We start from the raw sequence: 17761 nt of genomic DNA, 5'->3' as shown, positions 1-17761 counted from the left end.
GTCTTGCGGCTTTGCTCGGGGCAGAATGAAAAAGCGCTTCAATTTCAAGTGGATTTCAGCATTCAGGGCATTGATTGACATGGCAGCTACGACCGAATTGATGATGCCATGAAAATCGCTTTCTATTCTCCGTTAAAATCACCGCACCATCCGGTTCCTTCTGGAGATCGGCTGATGGGGAGGCTGTTGATTGCAGCATTGCGGCGTGCCGGTCATGAGGTGGAAGTCGTATCGGAATTCCGTAGTTTCGTGAAAGTGCCATCAGTCGAAGCTTTCGCCGCACTCGAAGTGCATGCCGAACGGGAGATCACGCGGATTTCGATGCTTTGGCGGGGCAATACCGTCCCCGATTTGTGGCTGACATATCATCCCTATTACAAGGCTCCTGATTTGCTTGGACCGGTGCTTTCGGCCTCATTCGCCATGCCTTACGTGACAGTCGAAGCATCGTATTCTGCAAGACGCAACACGGGGATTTGGACACAAACTCAGCAAAACTTGCTAAAAACTGTCGAACTGGCAGCCGTCAACATCTGCCTGACTGAGCGCGATCGCAGCGGATTGAAACAGGCGCTGCCCGAGGCCCGCGTTGCGATGCTGGCACCGTTTATCGATTGCGCCGGGTTTGCCGAGGTGGTGCCTCATCCCGAGCGTGATCGGCTGATAACGGTGGCGATGATGCGCAGCGGCGACAAAATGGACAGTTACCGGATGCTGGCGGGATCGCTGGCGCTGCTCAGTGATGTTCCATGGACACTTTCCATCGTGGGTGATGGTGCTTGTCGAGCAGAAGTCGAGACGTTGTTTGCCGGTTTTTCGCCGGAACGAATTCGATGGCACGGGGAGCTGGAACCATCGGAAATCGCCGAGTTGTTCGCGCAAAGTGCTCTTTATGTCTGGCCCGGATGCGGGGAGGCTTATGGGCTGGCCTATCTGGAAGCACAGGCCGCTGGCCTGCCAGTCGTGGCTCAGGCCATTGCCGGGGTGCCGGAAGTCGTGGTCAACGACCGTACCGGTATTCTCACACCGCCGGGCGACGTTGTTGCATATGCTCAAGCGATACGCTCGGCGCTGGCGAATGCCAAAATCCGCGACGACATGGCCTTTGCGGCTCGACAGTTCGTGCGAGACGAGCGGTCACTGGAAGTGGCGTCTGAGCGTCTTGACGAAATCCTCAAAAATCATGTGGGCAGCGCGTAATGGGAACTGACATTTGGCAACCGTTGAAAAGCGAACTGGACCGATGGCATAAGGCTGGCAAAGTCGCGGACTTCTGGTTGCGTGATGACGATGCGGTTTTCCCGACGCCAGCGCTGGCGCGGCTGCTTGAGCTAAGCGCGCGCCATGCTGTTCCCGTGGCGCTGGCTGTGATCCCCGAACATACGGGCCAGTCTCTTGCAGAGTACCTCGACGACTGGCCGCTAGCGACGGTGGTTGTCCACGGCTGGTCGCATACCAATTTTGCCGGTGAGCACGAGAAGAAACAGGAGCTTGGTGAACACCGGCCGATTGGCGTCGTCGCTGCGGAATTGAAATCTGGTTTGGAGCGTCTTGAGGCGCTCCATGCTGGCCGTTTCGCTCCAGTTCTGGTGCCACCATGGAACCGTATTGCACCGTCTTTGGTGGGCGCGCTTGCTGGTCTTGGGTTCCATTCCCTTTCAGTGTTTGGACCGGAGAAGCTCGGTCCATTGCCGATGATCAACACCCATGTCGATCTGATGGACTGGCATGGAACGCGAGGTGCCCGCGATCATGTGGCGCTGATTGATGATGTCGTCCATCGTCTGCGGGTGATGTTCGATGGCGGCGGTAGCATGGGGTTCTTGACCCATCATCTGGTGCACGACGAGTCCGCTTGGCAATTTCTCGATGCGCTCTTTGAGCAGACAGTGTCTCATCCTGCTAGCCGATGGGTGGCGCTGCCGGATATGCTTGCTCAGACTTAGAGCATTTCCCGCAAAAGTGCGTAGCGGTTTTGCGTAGGATAATGCGTAAAAACAAATAGATAGAGCGGTTCCACGATTCCGCTTTAACAGGAACCGCTCTAGACGTTGAAGGTCTGGCCTTCCCGGGCTGAGAAGGCGCCAGCAAACTGGCTCGCGGCTTGGCGATCGATTGCTTCGATTTCTGCGTCTGTGCGCAGCGGCGAATGATGGATGAAAGCAACATTCTTTGCGTTGGCCGCCTTGGCAAGCCGGATAGCGTGCTGCCACGATGAGTGACCATAGCCCACATGCTTGGGCATTTCCTCATCGGTATAGGTGGTATCGTAGAGGAAAAGGTCTACGCCTTCGATCAGACTCAACACCGCAGGATCAAGGATACCAGGTTCATGCTCGGTATCGGTGATAAGCGCTACGGAACGCCCGCCCCATTGCACGCGATAGCCGATTGCGCCGCCGGGATGAGTGAGACTACCGGTTATAATCTCAATACCGGGGTGGGGTTTCAGAACATCGCCGGATTTAAAATCCTTACAGATCATTTTTGCGGGGCAGACATCTATTTCAATGGGAAACCACGGGGGCCGTATAAACTCCGCGACAATCTCGCTCGTGCTCATCTTCCCGTACATATGCCCGGACCAGAGTTCTACCGTCGAGCGGGCATCAAAGAGTGGAGCGAAATAGGGCAGACCGATAATGTGGTCGTAATGGCAGTGTGTAAAGAACAGGTTGAAGTTGGAAATACCTTCGGTAAGCAATGATTTTCCGGCGGGCAACAAGCCGGATCCGGCATCGAACAACAATCTGTGCTCACCGCATTGCATCTCGATGCAGACAGTATTGCCGCCATATTGCCGGAAATCCGGTCCTGAAACCGGCAGACTGCCCCGAACTCCCCAAAAACGCACCCGAAACACTGTGTCGCTCTCACTTTCTGCCGTCGCGCAATTTCGAAGACCGCCGCTCCATGAGAGTGCTGGCTCTTCGGCAAGAAAATCAACGTTGTCCGACCGTTTCCGGTTTTGTCGCAATCATGGCATGTTAGCCAGACGGTGAAACATATGCGAGCGTAGATTCTAGCTTACTACTAAATATGTAGCATTCTTGTCGGTGGTATGAAGCGTGAGAAGTTGTAAAGGAAATCTCTAAGGGATGACATCAGAGTTCCCGTCCATTGCCGTGATTGCCGACGCGCACTTCCACGATATTTTCGGCGACTATGGCACTGCCGGGGTCACGGTGAACAAGCGGACCATGGCATTGCGTCCATTTGCCAACACGGTGCGTTCGACACGCGTGTTCAACGAGAGTTCCTCCGCGTTGCGATACACGCTGGATGACGTAGCCGTGCAAGGAATTCACCACGTTGTCCTTCTGGGAGACTACTCGGATGACGGCCAGACGGCGACTATGACAGGCTTGCGGACCCTTCTGGACGATTACGCCAGACGCCATGGAATGCAGTTCTATGCGGTGCCGGGCAATCACGATATTTTTGGTCCCGGCGGGCGCCATCGGTCGAAACGTTTTCTGAATGCTCGCGGTGGCCACGATCTGATAACCAGCAATCCGGCGCGCGAGGCTTCGCCAGACGACGATGCCTTGATCATCAATGAAAATCTGCGTTGTGCTGGTTATCCGCTCGGCCTTCAGTCGCCGGGCGACGTCGGCTTTTTCAGAAAGCCGCAATATCTGCATTGGGAAACCCCGTTTGGCACTGAGGATCATCCATCAGCGAGGGAGTTCGAAATTCGTTCGACTGATGGCTTGACGGTTCGCACGCTCATGGATGCGACCTATCTCGTCGAACCTTTCGAAAATCTATGGATGTTGATGATCGACGCTAACGTGTTCGTGCCAGTGGGAGGAGAAACCGGCGATGCGGAGGAGGCTTTCGCCGACAGTACCGATGCCGGCTGGAACGCTATGCTGATCCACAAACGCTTCATTCTGGATTGGGTGAAATCGGTCACTGATCGGGCGCGAAAACTTGGCAAGACGGTCATCGCTTTTTCCCATTATCCGGCGCTTGATCCGCTGGATGGCACGCGTGAAGACGAATTTGCAGTGCTTGGGCAAACAAGCCTCATGGACCGAATCCCGGAACCGGATGTTGGCGATGCCTTGATTGATGCCGGTATTCGAGTGCATTTCAGTGGTCATCTTCATATCAACGATACCGCTCGCCATCGCAATGCCAATGGCTTTCTATTCAATGTATCCGTACCCTCGCTGGTCGCTTTTCCAGGTGCTTACAAGATTATACGCATCCAGCCCAATCGGCTGGATATAAAGACGATCAGCATTGACGACACGGCACTGGATGCTGACATCCTCTTTCAATATGCCGCCGAAGCCCGGATAAACAAGATCAATCCCGGTGAGTTGCTCAGCGCCGCAAACTATGGGGAATTCCTGTCGAGCCACCTCGCGCATCTTATCGGTAGACGTTTTCTGCGTCGGGAGTGGCCGGAAGCACTTGCAGAAGCAGTGAGAAACCTTGGAATTCTGGATTTGGCCGCTCTCGCACTGGTCGAGTGTCCCGTCACTTCCGGCACGCTTGCTGATCTTAAAGCGGCAATTGGCGATAGTGACATCCAGCGTCAGCTAGCCATCTCTGCCGTGGAATACGGACTTGATCGCGCCTTGCTGTCGCGGATAAGCGCAATGACGTTTCTGTGTGACTGGTATCGCGTCAGGATGGGCAGCGATCTGGGGTTTGATGCTGTATCTAAGCCGCACCTCGCTGCGTACAAATGGGTGTCGCACCTCTATGCTCGTCGTACTGAAACGATTGCGGTGGGATCGATGCAGGAAGCCTTCGGCAGGCTTTCCCGGATGTTTGACCGCTTCATTTCCGGTTTGCCATCACGAGACTTTGCCATTGATCTGATAACCGGCGAGATACATCCAGGATGACCAGCGCATTTCTGTATGCAAATCGGCCATAGGAATTGACCAGCAATAAATGTCTGGCCTACAACTTACCCATGATGGACACATTCGACGCAAACGCGACTACCATTGATTGGCATGAAAGCGCATTTGATATTTTGCGCGGTGTGGCGGCATACACATCGAGCCCGCTGATCAAGGGTTTGTCGCGGGTCGTCGCCCGCCACCCCGAGGCGGACCTTGGCAATGCCTTCAACCACAAGCAAGTGGCCTGCAAGATTTGGGCGCGGCAATCGCTGTTTGAAGCCGTTGGCGGAAAATTCGGCCGCATCGTCATACTTGGTGGCTGGTATGGCGTTCTGGCCGCGATGTTTTTCGAAGATCCGCGCTTTGAGATCGAAGCGATCGACAGTTTTGATATCGATCCCGATGTTGGCGTTGTCGCTGATACCTTGAACAGCGCGTGGATAGATCGATTTCGGGCAGTGACTGCCGATATGTATGATCTTGCCTATGCGAAACTCGGCGCTGATCTGGTGATCAATACGAGTTGCGAACATATTGCTGATCTGCCTGCTTGGCTCTCGCTGCTGCCAAAGGGAACCCGTGTTCTCCTGCAATCGAACGATTATTTTAGCGAACCGACCCATGTGAATTGTGTCGCGTCGCTGGATGAATTCATAGATCAGGCGTCATTGGGAACGATTGCATTCGCCGGTGCGCTGCCCATGAAGAAATATACCAGATTCATGCTGATCGGCACCGTCTAGCGTGCTGCCAGAAGACCATGCAGGATCTCTGCGGTGCGATGCGCGCCGTCGAGATCAAGATTGTGAGCTGGCAAACGAGGTGCGGCAAGTGCCTTGCCTATAGCATCGGTCATGCTATTCGCTGATAGCTCATCTTCCGTGAGAATCGACGCAAGACCGAGCTTCTCCAGATGTCGTGCGCGTGCCGTCTGCTCGGTTTCGCCACCCGCCGTAAAAGGAATGAGCAACGATCCGCAACCTGCACGCAGGATATCGCAAACCGTATTGTATCCGGCCTGAGAGACTGACAAGCGAGCCTTGAGCAGCAGGCTTGGAAAACCCTGCAGGAATCGGAAGATGCGGACATTGTTCGGTGCTTCCGCCGCGATATCGTCAAAATCCGATTGCTGCAGATTGGGCCCGGTCACGATGCACCAGGAAAGGTCAGGCGACAGGCGCTTTGCAGCCTCAAGTGCAGCGCGGATCAGGAGGGCGCCGACAGCACCGCCACCAGCCGAAACGACGATATCGAAGGTCTCCGCAGGCGGCGAGGGCGGTGGCGCGGCGACAAGGCCCGTATAGATAACCTTGTCGGCAATCTCTGCATGCAGCGGAAAACTATCCTCCAGACGGGCAAACTGCGGATCGCCATGAACCAGCACGTGATCGAAATAACGTTGCACCAGGGCTACACTTTCCTCGTCTCTACCGGGTTTGGCGCGTTCCTGCAGAATATCGCGCAGCGAGGCCAACACCAATGGTCTCGGCGTCATTGCGTTGATCTCATCAAGCAGCGGGATCAGCTCGAAGCGGACCTGCCGCCGTCCAAAAGGAAATGCCTCGATGATGACGATATCGGGCTGGACATCCCGAAATGTGACAAGCAGCTTGTCACGGCGCTCGGCTTTGAATTCATCGGTCAGCGGGTTGCCAAAGGCGTCGGCAAGACCGGAAAACCCTGCATCGCCCGAAGCAATCGCTGGTAATGCGACATGGCTTACTTCCGGCCCCGGAAATCCCGGGACAGGCATGCCGCCGGTGACCATGGTGACGTCGAAACCGTCTTGTGTCAGTGCACGGGCAATGCGACTGGCGCGCGCAAGATGACCGATGCCGAGCAGATGCTGGACATAGAACAACACGCGCGGTCTTGCCGTCGATTGTCTCATTTGCTCGGCTTCCATTCTGTTTCGAACAAGGATTTCAATTGACGGATGCTGTTGTGGAAGTTGAATTCTGTTCGCACCCGCTTTTCGGCGGCACGCCCCAGACGATGGCGGAAGTTCGCATCGCGGATCGCTGTTTCCATCGCTTTAGCCAAGGCTTGGGGATTCTCAGGCGCAACAAGCAGGCCATTCTCCCCGTCTATCAGTAATTCCGGTACGCCGGAAATGTTGGTGGAGACCGAGATCAGTCCCTGGCTTGACGCTTCTACCAGCACGTTCGGCAGGCCGTCCCTGTCTCCATCCGCGGTAACCCGGCAAGCGAGTACGAAAATATCGGCGGCTTGATAGCCAGCGAGGACTTCCTTCTGGTCAAGTGCGCCTTTCCATTGAATTTTTTCAGCGATCCCCAGCTCGCCTGCAAGTGCTTTCAAGCTGGCGATCCTGTCGCCATCACCGATGTGCTCGAACCGCCAGTGGAGATCATTAGGCAGCAGGCTGAGTGCTTTCAGCACAATGTCGTAGCCCTTTTTTTCGACAGCCCGACCGACACTCAGGATTCTGACAGGATCATCGGCCTCACTACCATTGCGGAGTGAGCGGCTTTCCTCGAATGGTCCAAACCGGGCAAGATCGAGGCCATGGTAGCTCAGATGCACATTGGACTTGGGGCCTCCAAGCTGGCGCAGATGGTTGAAGCCCGAATGCGTGCACGTTACCGTCCAGCGCGTGCTGGTGAGTTTGCCCTGCAATTCCCAATCCGGCGAAGTCCAGATGTCCTTGGCATGAGCGGAGCATGTCCATCCAATGCCGGTAATTTGGCTGGCATAGGCGGCAACGGATGCGGGTGTATGGATAAAATGTGCGTGAATCCATTCTGCTCCCTCGGGCCACTCCGCCGCAAGAACGGCGGCTTGTCCGAAGCGCCGGATACGATTGCGTGTCGGATCCTTTCGAAAATCCTTGAGAACAGCCGTCAAACCACGCCAGAAACCGGGTCTTGGCATACAGGCGATCAGTGCGGACAGAACACGGCGCGGTTCATCGCGTAGATATTCAGGCAGATAGTGTACTGGCGCACGAATTTCATCATGCACCGGATGGGTCTTTTTATCTGTTGGTCGCCGTAAAGCCACGAGAACCAGATCGAAACCCGACTGTTCCAACCCAAGCAATTCCTGGGCGATGAATGTTTCAGACAGGCGCGGATATCCCTTTAACACCACGACTGTTTTTCGGCGATATGACACGCGATTATCCCTTGACGAGTGACAGGTGGTTCGGCTGACGTCGATCCATCAGGTCCCCGACAATTTGAGAAATATGCGGCAAGCCCTCAAGCCTGAAACCCTTGAGTGCACTCTTGGAAGGTGCAGGTCTGCTGGGCAGGGCTTTGAGCGCGCCTGCCATGCGAACCGGGTCTTCGGATTCGCTTGGGAGCAGCATATCGATCAGTCCAAGCTCTGCGGCGCGCCGGGCGCGGATCAATTGTTCTTCACGTGGAAGGACGCGCGGAACGATCAGCGCTGGCTTGTCGAAGGACAGAATCTCGCAATAGGTATTGTAACCGCCCATGGCGACGACCGCCTTGGCGCCAGCCACCAGTTCTTCCATCCTGTTATCGAACTCGATAACCTCGATATGGGGGATCGCCCGGCTCTTGCTTATCATCTTGCGACGCTTTTTCGCGGGCATGTAAGGTCCCAGCACGATGAGTGACTTGTGCTGGAGCGTATGATCGTGCTGGTAGGCCCGTATGACATCGTTGACGAGATCGGCGCCGTCCCCACCCCCACCCGTGGTGACGAGAATGTAGTCACCCTTTGGACGATGGTCCGGGAGTTCATGGGTGGAGACGCTACGCTGCAGGAAGCCGACGAAGCTCATTTTATCGCGGACGCTCTTGGGTACGTCGAGCCCAACCAGCGGATCATAGAAATCCGGCGGACCATAGACCCATACCGCATCATAGAGCTTGTCGATCTTGTCCATCACATTCTTGCGCTTCCACTCGGCATCGAGCAGATGCGGCGCGTCCATGACTTCACGCAAGCCAAGGATCAGCATTGCTCCCCGTGTCTTGAGATAGGTGAGTGTTTCCTCGACTTCGCCCTTCATGCCCATCGGTTCTTTATCGACGATAAAAATGTCGGGCTGGAACGTTTCGGCCGTGTGACGGATGATCGATTGGCGCATCTTTAGTGTGTCATGAAGATCGGTGTGCCGCTCCATTGACTCGTATTCGCCATTGCGCAGCTTGATCACGCTTGGAATTTTGACGAAATCGACACGCGCGCGATAGTCAAACGCACCGGCGATGGTGGCGCCGGATATGATCATAATATTCAGACCGCGATAGTCCTCGACCAGCGAATGGGCGATCGTCCGGCAGCGCCGCAAATGGCCCAGTCCAAACGTGTCGTGGCTATACATCAGAATGCGGACATCCTCCAGGCGGCGCGTCATGATGCGAGCCTCGCGGTCATTTGGTGACGCAACCCGTGATATGGGAAATTTTTCAGCATATGAATATCCACCTCAACTATACGGATCAGCGACGTCGCGGAGACCGTCACCCAGAAAATTGAAGGCCAGAACCACCAGGATGACCGGAATGATCGGAAACAGCAGCCAGGGGTAGAAGACGATGACACTTACACTTCGGGCTTCGGTCAGAAGGATACCCCAGCTTGTGATTGGCGGCCGCAGACCCAGTCCGAGAAAGCTCAGCGCAGTTTCACCGAGGATCATGCCCGGAATAGACATGGTTGCAGTCGCGATCAAGTGCGACATGAAGCCGGGAATGAGATGCCGCCCTATGATGCGGCGACTATTTGCACCCATCAATTGAGCCGCAAGCACATAGTCTTCTTCACGCAGTGAAAGCAGTTTGGAACGCACGGCACGCGCCAACCCCGTCCAGTCGAGCAGTCCGAGGATGGCGGTGATACCGAGGTAAATCAGCATTGGGCTCCATGTAATAGGCATGATGGCGGCGAGGGCCATCCACAAAGGTATGCTTGGAATAGACTGAAGTACTTCGATGATTCGCTGAACGATGAGGTCGAAAACGCCACCATGGTAACCAGCTAGGCCGCCGATAACAATTCCCAGCGTAAAGCTGATGACGATGCCGATTACGCCGATTGTAAGCGAAATGCGAGCGCCATAGAGAATGCGCGACAGCACGTCGCGCCCGAGGCGGTCATTGCCGAGAAGAAACATCTGCCCACCTTTCGCGGGGCAGACAAGGTGGAAATCCGTCGCGACCACGCCCCAGAATTTATAGCGATCACCCGAACAGAAAAACCGCAGCGGCTCGACCTGGTCTTTCTGGTCCACGTAGACGCGTCGAAGCGTGTCCATATCGAGCGTCATCTTGCGCCCATAGACGAATGGTCCGATGAAATCACCGTTGTGAAAAAGGCGAACGGCCTGCGGGGGGCTATAGATGAAGTCAACGTTGCGTGTATGGAGATTGTAAGGTGCCAGAAACTCGACAAAAGCGATCATTACATAGAGCGCACCAAGAAAAATCGCAGAGGCGAGGGCCAGTTTGTGCTTTTTGAATTTCCACCACATTAATTGCAGCTGTGATGCCCGATAGAGCCGGTTTTGCTCCTCGGTCATGACGTCGACTGAATGTGGATCGAAAGGCTTCGTTGAGACAAAGTGAGGTAGCGGCGCGCCGGGTTCTGGAAGCGGTGATGTCATTTTGTGCTTCCGCCTTGCAGTCTGATGCGCGGATCGAGAAAGGCGAGCGCGATATCGGAGATCAACACGCCAATCACCGTCAATGTCGCAAGGAACATCAGGAACGAACCCGCAAGATACATGTCCTGACTTTGCAAGGCCTTGATGAGCATCGGCCCCGTCGTCTCCAGCGAAAGAACAATTGCGGTGATTTCTGCACCGGAAATGATCGCCGGCAAGATCGAGCCGATATCCGAGATGAAAAAGTTGAGCGCCATGCGCAGGGGATATTTCACCAATGCGCGGAAAGGGTGCAAACCCTTGGCACGCGCCGTCACCACATATTGTTTCTGCAGTTCGTCTAGAAGATTGGCGCGCAGACGCCGGATCATGCCTGCAGTGCCGGCGGTGCCGACGATCAATACCGGAATCCATAGATGGGAGAGGATGGAGGATGCCTTGGCCCAACTCATCGGTTCGGCCAGATATTTCTGATCCATGAGATGCCCAATGGAGGTGCCGAACCAGATATTGGCGAAATACATCAGGATCAGCGCGAACATGAAATTCGGGATCGCAATGCCAAGCAGGCCGATGAGTGTCAGCCCGTAATCCGCCCAGCTATATTGATGCGTCGCCGAATAGATGCCGATGGGGAAAGCGATCAGCCAGGTGAAGATGATCGTGAAAAACGACACCATCACCGTGAGCCACAGCCTGTCCCCGACCACCTCGCTGACGGGAAGCTGGTACTCGAACGAATAGCCGAAATCGCCTTGCAACATGCCGGCGACCCAGTGGAAGTAGCGCAGCACTGGCGGCTTATCAAAGCCATACTGGACGCGAAGCTCTTCGATTTCCTGCATGTCGACGGCTTCGCCCTGGGCACGAAGTTCCGACACATAGCTTTCAAAGTAGTCGCCGGGCGGCAATTCGATGATGGTGAAAACCAGAGCTGAAATGATCACCAGTGTGGGGATCATCGCTGCGATGCGCCAAAGGATGTATCGCAGCATGCTCAGGCATCCTTACCATACCAGAACGCATCCGGCATAAAAACTCCGAGAAAGCTAGTCGGGTCGAAGCCGTAAAGTCCTTTGTCTGGCACATTTCGGAGACTGTCTGCGCGCAAGATCGGTTGCGGCGTGCTGTTGACGATGCCGATGGAAAACACCTGCTGTGAATAGATATCCAGCATCTGCGTCCAGATGCCGGTTCGTTCTGTCATGTCACTGGTATTCCGCCATTGGGCAAGAAGCGCGATAAGCTGCTTCACCTCGGGAATTTCCGGAGGCTGACCCTTCATTCCGTTCGACATGTAATACATGCCCCAGACCGGCCATTGCAGTTGGTCGTCCGAGGTTGGGGCGAGTTCGCCCGGGTTCATGTCGGCAGTCGGGATACCGTTATCGAGCCCAGACCACATTGCCATCATGATTTCGCCCCCCATCGCCCGGCTGCGGAACACGTCACGCTGAGATGTCCGAATGAACAGCGCTATGCCCACATCCAGCCAGTGATCGGTGATCAGCTCAAGGATATCTGTCTCCAGCGTGCTTTCGCCAGCGGTTTCGACCACGATTTTTGCCGGCCGACCGTCGGGCAGCAGACGTATCCCGTTCTCGTCACGCATTTGCAGGCCTGCGGCGTCCAGCAAGGCGTTTGCTTGGGCCAGGTCGTGCCCACTCCACGCAGTCTTGTATCCAGGTTTGAACAGCGGACTTTCGGGCAGGATGGCGTTTGCGCTGTCAACGGCAAGCCCGTAGAACACCGCCTTGTTGATTTCGGTCCGGTCGATTGCGAGCGACAGTGCGCGACGTACCCGCACATCCCAGAACAGCTCCCGCCAGGTGGCATCACCGCAGTTGAGGTTGGGCAGCAGGCTCACCCGCGAGCCTTCCGAGCGTTTCCATAAATTGACCTTGACCGGAAATCGCTTCTCGGAATCCTTCAGGAAGGCGTAGTCGGCAAAATCGAGACCATGTGCTTGCAGGTCGCTTTCGCCAGCACCTGTCTTGGCGGCAATGATCGCCGGAGAGCTGATATTCAGAACCACTTTATCAACATAGGGCAGTTGCAGACCGTTTTCATCGACACGGTGGAAATACGGGTTGCGCTCAAAAACGAACTGCTCTGCTGGCGATGCAGTGGTGTTGCGCCACGGATCGAGCGTCGGCAGCTCCGGGTTCTCGGGACGATAGCTGCGCGCCATATTGAAGTGAAGATCAACCCATTTTTTGACGCGGTATTGCTTCATCAATGCCGAAAGCCGGAAATTGTCCTGATACTTCTTGTGAAACTGCTTCATGTATTTTGACGGCAGGACGATCATCAGCGCCTGTGGCGCGGCCAGTTGCGGCAGAAAGTCCGGATTGGGCGCGTCCCAGCTATATCGGACAGTCAATTCATCGATGACTTCAAAACGTGGTGGTCTTCCATTGACAAGCAGGACCCGCGGCGGGCCGCCGCGCTTCAGCTCCGTGTTGAGCATCACGTCTTCCCAACAATAGCGAAAATCCTCCGATGTCAGATAGGACCCGTCCGACCAGCGATGTCCGGGGCGGATTTTGAAGGTGAAGACCCTGTCCTCGATCACTTCGAAGCTTTCGAGAATATCCGCATGCATGTTGAGCTTTTCGTCGTAGCCGACCAGACGGGAATAGCCATAAAGCGTCATCAACCGGATATCTTTCTGGTTGCCGATCAAGGTCCGGATGACGCCGCCATTGACACCGGGCTTGCGACCAAGGGCGGCCATGTTGATGACTCTTGGTGTCTTGGGGAGGCGGTCGGCCGTGTCGAGCCGATCCCAAGCACCCGGCTGCGGAAATGAATAGTTCCAGTCAAACGATCTCGCCCGCGACACATCAGGCAGAACGCAGGAAGCAAGCATGCCCAGAGCAGTGCGGCGGTTGATCACGGTTTCAACTCCCGCACATCGGCTGTCTTGCGTGCAAGCACAAGGTGCCCATTGCCCAGATCGGTCGGTGTCAACATATCTTCCGGTCCGTCGTTGCGGAACTGGATGCCCCAGTTGCGCTTGTCGGACGCGCCGCTGGCCCTCAGCTTGCCGAAATCGAGTGGACGGTCGAGATCGGGAAATGGAATCGCCGCAAGCAACGACTTCGTATAGGGATGGACAGGCGATCGCATCAAAGTACTGCGGGGAGCGATTTCGACGATCCGTCCGGCACACATCACGGCGATCCGGTCTGCCATATAATCCACCACCGCCAGATTGTGCGAAATGAAGATGTAAGTGAGCCCAAGCTCCTTTTGCAAATCCTTGAGAAGGTTGAGAATCTGCGCTTGTACAGACACATCAAGCGCCGATACCGGTTCATCGCACAGGACGAGCTCCGGGCCGAGAGCCAGGGATCGCGCGATGCCGACGCGCTGGCGCTGACCGCCGGAGAGACCGTGTGGATAGCGTTTGAGATAGCGCCGGTTGAGGCCGACGACGTCCATCAGGTCGGACACCTTGTCCATCCGCGATTTGGCGTTTCCCCGCCCGTGGATTTCCAGCGGTTCGCTGAGAATATTCTGGATCGTCATGCGCGGCGATAGCGACGATACCGGATCCTGAAACACCATCTGGATCTTGGTACGCAACGCTTGCAGCTCGTTGCCGCTGGCGTCAAGGACATCAATCGGGCCTGTGTTACCGTTGAATGTCACTGAGCCGGAATCTGGTGTAATGGCGCGCATCAGAATCTTGCTCAGTGTGGTCTTGCCGCAACCACTCTCGCCGACCAGACCGAAGCATTCGCCGCGCAAGACATCGAAACTGACGTCATTGACTGCGCGTGTCGGCGGCCCGTCGTCTTTTGAAAAGAGGGTTTTTCGAGCGGCGAAGGTCTTGGAGACGTCGCGTACGGAAAGCAGCACATTGTTGTGCTCTGCATCGACGGTCTTGCTCTTCCCCATCAATTTGGTGACATCTACAGGCACATCGCGCAAAGATTTAAGTCTCTCGCCCGGCTTCATGTCAAAATGGGGCACGGCGGCCATCAGGCCTTTTAGATAGGGGTGAGACGGCTTGCGGAAAATCGTTTCGACGGGGCCGGATTCCATGATCTCACCGTGATAGATCACGACGACCTCGTCGGCGACATTGGCAACGACGCCCAGATCGTGCGTGATGAGCAACATCGCCATATTGAGCTTGGCGCGTAGTTCGCCCAGCAGCTCAAGAATCTGTGCCTGTATGGTTACATCCAGCGCAGTGGTTGGCTCATCGGCGATCAACAGGGATGGCTTGCATATGAGCGCCATGGCAATCATGGCGCGCTGGCGCATACCGCCGGATAGCTCAAACGGATATTTGTCATAGGCGCGAGCCGGGTTTTGAAAGCCAACAAGGCCAAGCATCTGTTCGGTCTGCTCGCGCCGCTCGGCCTTTGTATCTTTAGTATGGATCGACAGCACTTCGGAAATCTGGTTGCCGATCGTATGGAGCGGCGACAACGAGGTCAGCGGCTCCTGGAAAATCTTGCCAATTCGACTGCCGCGCAAAGCGCGTATCTCTGGACCATCAACCGGCAGGCTGAGAATGTCGACTGGCGGCTGGCCGGGCATAGCAGGATCCTGGAAAAGTATCTTGCCGCTTGCAGAGGCAGTGCGCGGCAGAATTCCCATAACCGACTGACTAATAACAGATTTTCCGGATCCGGATTCACCGACGAGGGCCGTGACTTTGCCCGGCAGGACACGGAGGTCCGCCTTTTTTACGGCCATGATTTCCCCGCCCATCAGGCTGAAGGAAATGCTCAGATTTTCGATCCTCAAGAGATCCGTACCAGAGATCATGCTTGCGGGCCTTCACGTTTTCATGTTTCCGGTGCGGGTACCCCGACATGAACGCTAGCGCACGAATGCCAACGTGTCCATGACTAGATTCCGCTGGTCCAGTAGTCGCCATACCTATTGGAAAGATAAGCGCCGGAAATGCTGCCTGCCGGGAAGGGGTTACTTGATGAGGCTACAGGCGTTGCTGTCGCGCAGGACGTCCTTGCAGTTGGCCGATCTGCGGAAATCATCATAGAACAGCGACCATTCGCCGGTTCCAGCCGCGCGATAAGGACCAAATTTGAAATACTGGTTTTTGCCCAATCCGGCATCGTTGTGGCCGATATAGCCTGTGACTGTTGCGATCCAGAGGTCGTTGGCGAAAATCTCGATATGGCCGGTTCCATCCGGTCCGGGTCTCGTCATGATCGCAAAGTCGATCCATCCGGAGTTTGGAGAGGGAAGGCTGTTGCCGCGCGGCTTGACAGTGATTTTGTCGGTGCACGCCGTGAAGAGGTTACCATCTTCGGCAACCCAGTTGTTGTCGGTCGCGACGAGCGCCCGCATCTGGTTGGTTTCCGGGCGCAACCAGACTGGGGTCGAGCCTTTTTCGCATGTTGCGGCTGTGCCCTTCGTTCCCGTGGAAATGGGCGCGTGATAATTCGTTTCCACCGTCATGAAAAGTTTGCCCTTATTGAGCCGCACCGCCAGAAAAGGGCTGAAGTCGCCTTTCGCTTCAGGGCCAATCTCACGCTTCCATTGGGCGATAACGTAGCGATGATCGTCCTGGGGGATGGGGTCAGCAAACTTGACGGCGAAGCCGTACCAGACAGCTTTGTCATAAGGGACGCGAAGTTCGGTTTTTTCCCAGATTTCCGCCCGTTCGCTGCAATTTTCTGTTGTCGCCTTGCAACCGGACCGTACGCTCAGTTTCAGCGCGCCAGTTCCTGTACGGGTGACCGCACTCTGGAACTCGACAGATCCGGCTTTCTGTTCACGATTGTCGCGATAATAAAGCCCGCCTGTGGGCGAGAAATCCTGACCATCGAAAGTGTCGAAAAGGGTCTGACTCAATGGATCGGCAACCGCTGGGATTCTGACAAAGAATGTGAATACAAATAACGCTATAGCACATGTCTTCATCATTGCACGAAGTTCCCCTCGAGTTTCCGGGGCTTCTTCTTATCGCGGGAATTGCGGTAAAGCAGCATCACCTGCTCAGCCTCTGAGCCTGCGTCGGACTTGCTTTTGCCGGTTGCCTCCACGCTACCCAACTTCATGTCTTCTGCGCTCGGCGCCAGTATTGTCACCTTTTCCTGAACACCGCGCAGTTTCTTCGCGCCGAGCATCACCCAGTTGCCACCAGAATAGGTGGTGAACGCCTCGCTGGCGATGATTGGATGGTCGGGATAAAGTCTGGTCAATCCCTGTAGCCGGGCCACTTCATTGACCGCGCTGCCAAAGGTGGAAAATGTCAGCCGGTCCTTGAGGCCCACATTTCCGAACATGACGTTGCCGACATGCAGCCCCATTCCGTAGCGAATTTCGTCGAGGCCGTTCCTCTTTCGCTCATTGTTCATGTCCGCCACGGCGGCGGCGGCTTTCCGCACGGCTTCCATTGCTGCGCGGGCTGCGATCTCGGACGGCTCCCGGTGACGTCCGCAGGGGTAGGCGGCGAGGAACCCGTCTCCGATAAAACTCAGAATTTCGCCGCCATTCTTGTTGAATGGCGCAGCGATTGCGTCGAAAAATTCGTTAAGAGTGTCGATATAGACCTGCCGGCCAGCCTGGTCGGCAAGGTTGGTCGATTGACGCATATCGCCCATCACGAGCACTGCGCGAATGGTCTCCCCATCTCCTCGCCGTATCTGGCCAGACAATACGCGCTTGCCAGCATTGCTACCGAGATAAGTGGTGACCACGTTGTCCGCGAGCTTGCCCAGCACTGCCATCTTCGCCGCGATAGCAAGGCTGTCCTGAATTTTCAGCAGCGTTTCAACCACGTCGTCGCCGAAGCCGCCCGGGATATCCGTGGTCCAGGAGCCGACCATGCCTTGACTGTCGCCCTCGCCGAAGGAGTGTACAAAGGCGAGATAGTCGGTGGCGCCAATTTCCTTCAATTCATCGAAAACCTCGAACTCCGATGGTATAGAAGGATCGATTTCACGACGCAGATGCGGCAGGTTGTTGCTGAGAAGATAGAAATAGGGGCTGTTGAGAAAGCGCTCTGTATCCTTTTCGCTGGCCGAAGCGCGAAACCCTTCGATTTCCATGCCCTTGCCGCGGATCCAGGTGAAACCGAGCGCGTCATAAAGCGGGTGCAACATCGAAAAACTTAAGTGAACGCGCATCAGTGGCACACCGGCCGCTGCGAGCTGGTCGCAAAACCCTTCGGCCAGAGTTTCAAGGCTTGCGCCGTTCAGCGCGGACTGTTGTAGCCAGTATAAAACTGGACTGAGCAATGTTTCGGAAACCGTAATCCGGGGGACATCCATCGCTTTTTGTTCTTTCCAGCCATCAGCCGTTT

General features: G+C 55.6%; 14 protein-coding genes. 4 read left to right on the top strand and 10 right to left on the bottom strand.

Going from position 1 to position 17761, the window contains the following annotated elements:
• The first annotated feature begins 108 nt into the window (after positions 1–108).
• Both FHW00_RS20795 and FHW00_RS20790 read left to right on the top strand, forming a co-directional pair.
• A complete protein-coding gene (locus FHW00_RS20795) occupies positions 109–1200 on the top strand; it encodes a glycosyltransferase family 4 protein (protein ID WP_078340094.1) in 1092 nt (363 codons plus the stop codon).
• Positions 1200–1946, top strand: a complete 747-nt coding sequence (locus tag FHW00_RS20790) for a polysaccharide deacetylase family protein (RefSeq protein ID WP_078340095.1) — start codon at positions 1200–1202, stop codon at positions 1944–1946. The genes FHW00_RS20795 and FHW00_RS20790 overlap by 1 nt, the downstream gene beginning before the upstream one ends.
• A gap of 98 nt (positions 1947–2044) precedes the next feature.
• On the opposite strand, the gene FHW00_RS20785 is transcribed toward FHW00_RS20790, so the two are convergent.
• Complete coding sequence (locus FHW00_RS20785) at positions 2045–2854, bottom strand: MBL fold metallo-hydrolase (RefSeq protein WP_078340135.1); 810 nt, start codon at positions 2852–2854, stop codon at positions 2045–2047.
• Positions 2855–3098: 244 nt separating this feature from the next.
• Here FHW00_RS20785 and FHW00_RS20780 point away from each other — a divergent pair, with 244 nt between their 5' ends.
• A complete protein-coding gene (locus tag FHW00_RS20780) occupies positions 3099–4865 on the top strand; it encodes a metallophosphoesterase family protein (protein WP_078340096.1) in 1767 nt (588 codons plus the stop codon).
• A gap of 71 nt (positions 4866–4936) precedes the next feature.
• A complete protein-coding gene (locus tag FHW00_RS20775) occupies positions 4937–5611 on the top strand; it encodes an SAM-dependent methyltransferase (protein WP_078340097.1) in 675 nt (224 codons plus the stop codon).
• On the opposite strand, the gene FHW00_RS20770 is transcribed toward FHW00_RS20775, so the two are convergent.
• From FHW00_RS20770 to FHW00_RS20730, 9 genes are all read right to left on the bottom strand, one after another.
• On the bottom strand, positions 5608–6759 hold the full coding sequence (locus FHW00_RS20770) for a glycosyltransferase family protein (RefSeq protein WP_078340136.1): 1152 nt from the start codon (positions 6757–6759) through the stop codon (positions 5608–5610). The genes FHW00_RS20775 and FHW00_RS20770 overlap by 4 nt on opposite strands.
• Positions 6756–8003: a glycosyltransferase gene (locus FHW00_RS20765; protein WP_078340098.1), complete on the bottom strand. Its 1248-nt coding sequence runs from the start codon at positions 8001–8003 to the stop codon at positions 6756–6758. The genes FHW00_RS20770 and FHW00_RS20765 overlap by 4 nt, the downstream gene beginning before the upstream one ends.
• A gap of 4 nt (positions 8004–8007) precedes the next feature.
• Positions 8008–9219 carry a glycosyltransferase family protein gene (locus tag FHW00_RS20760; protein ID WP_078340099.1) on the bottom strand — a complete coding sequence of 404 codons (1212 nt, stop codon included), beginning with the start codon at positions 9217–9219 and terminating at the stop codon, positions 8008–8010.
• 72 nt (positions 9220–9291) lie between these two features.
• The gene (locus FHW00_RS20755) at positions 9292–10467 is read right to left on the bottom strand and encodes an ABC transporter permease (RefSeq protein ID WP_078340100.1); all 1176 of its coding nucleotides are present in this window, start codon (positions 10465–10467) and stop codon (positions 9292–9294) included.
• Entirely contained in the window at positions 10464–11462 is a 999-nt protein-coding gene (locus tag FHW00_RS20750) for an ABC transporter permease (RefSeq protein ID WP_078340101.1), read from the bottom strand. The genes FHW00_RS20755 and FHW00_RS20750 overlap by 4 nt, the downstream gene beginning before the upstream one ends.
• 2 nt (positions 11463–11464) lie before the next feature.
• The gene (locus FHW00_RS20745; RefSeq protein ID WP_078340102.1) at positions 11465–13366 is read right to left on the bottom strand and encodes an ABC transporter substrate-binding protein; all 1902 of its coding nucleotides are present in this window, start codon (positions 13364–13366) and stop codon (positions 11465–11467) included.
• Complete coding sequence (locus FHW00_RS20740; RefSeq protein ID WP_182514692.1) at positions 13363–15255, bottom strand: ABC transporter ATP-binding protein; 1893 nt, start codon at positions 15253–15255, stop codon at positions 13363–13365. Before FHW00_RS20740 ends, FHW00_RS20745 begins: the two co-directional genes overlap by 4 nt.
• A 159-nt stretch (positions 15256–15414) precedes the next feature.
• A complete protein-coding gene (locus FHW00_RS20735; RefSeq protein WP_078340103.1) occupies positions 15415–16380 on the bottom strand; it encodes a polysaccharide lyase in 966 nt (321 codons plus the stop codon).
• Positions 16377–17729: an adenylate/guanylate cyclase domain-containing protein gene (locus tag FHW00_RS20730; protein ID WP_078340104.1), complete on the bottom strand. Its 1353-nt coding sequence runs from the start codon at positions 17727–17729 to the stop codon at positions 16377–16379. Before FHW00_RS20730 ends, FHW00_RS20735 begins: the two co-directional genes overlap by 4 nt.
• Positions 17730–17761 lie beyond the last annotated feature (32 nt).

The organism is Ochrobactrum sp. P6BSIII, from assembly GCF_014138065.1.
Taxonomy (GTDB): Bacteria; Pseudomonadota; Alphaproteobacteria; order Rhizobiales; family Rhizobiaceae; genus Brucella.
This window is presented reverse-complemented; position numbering and strand designations above follow the sequence as displayed.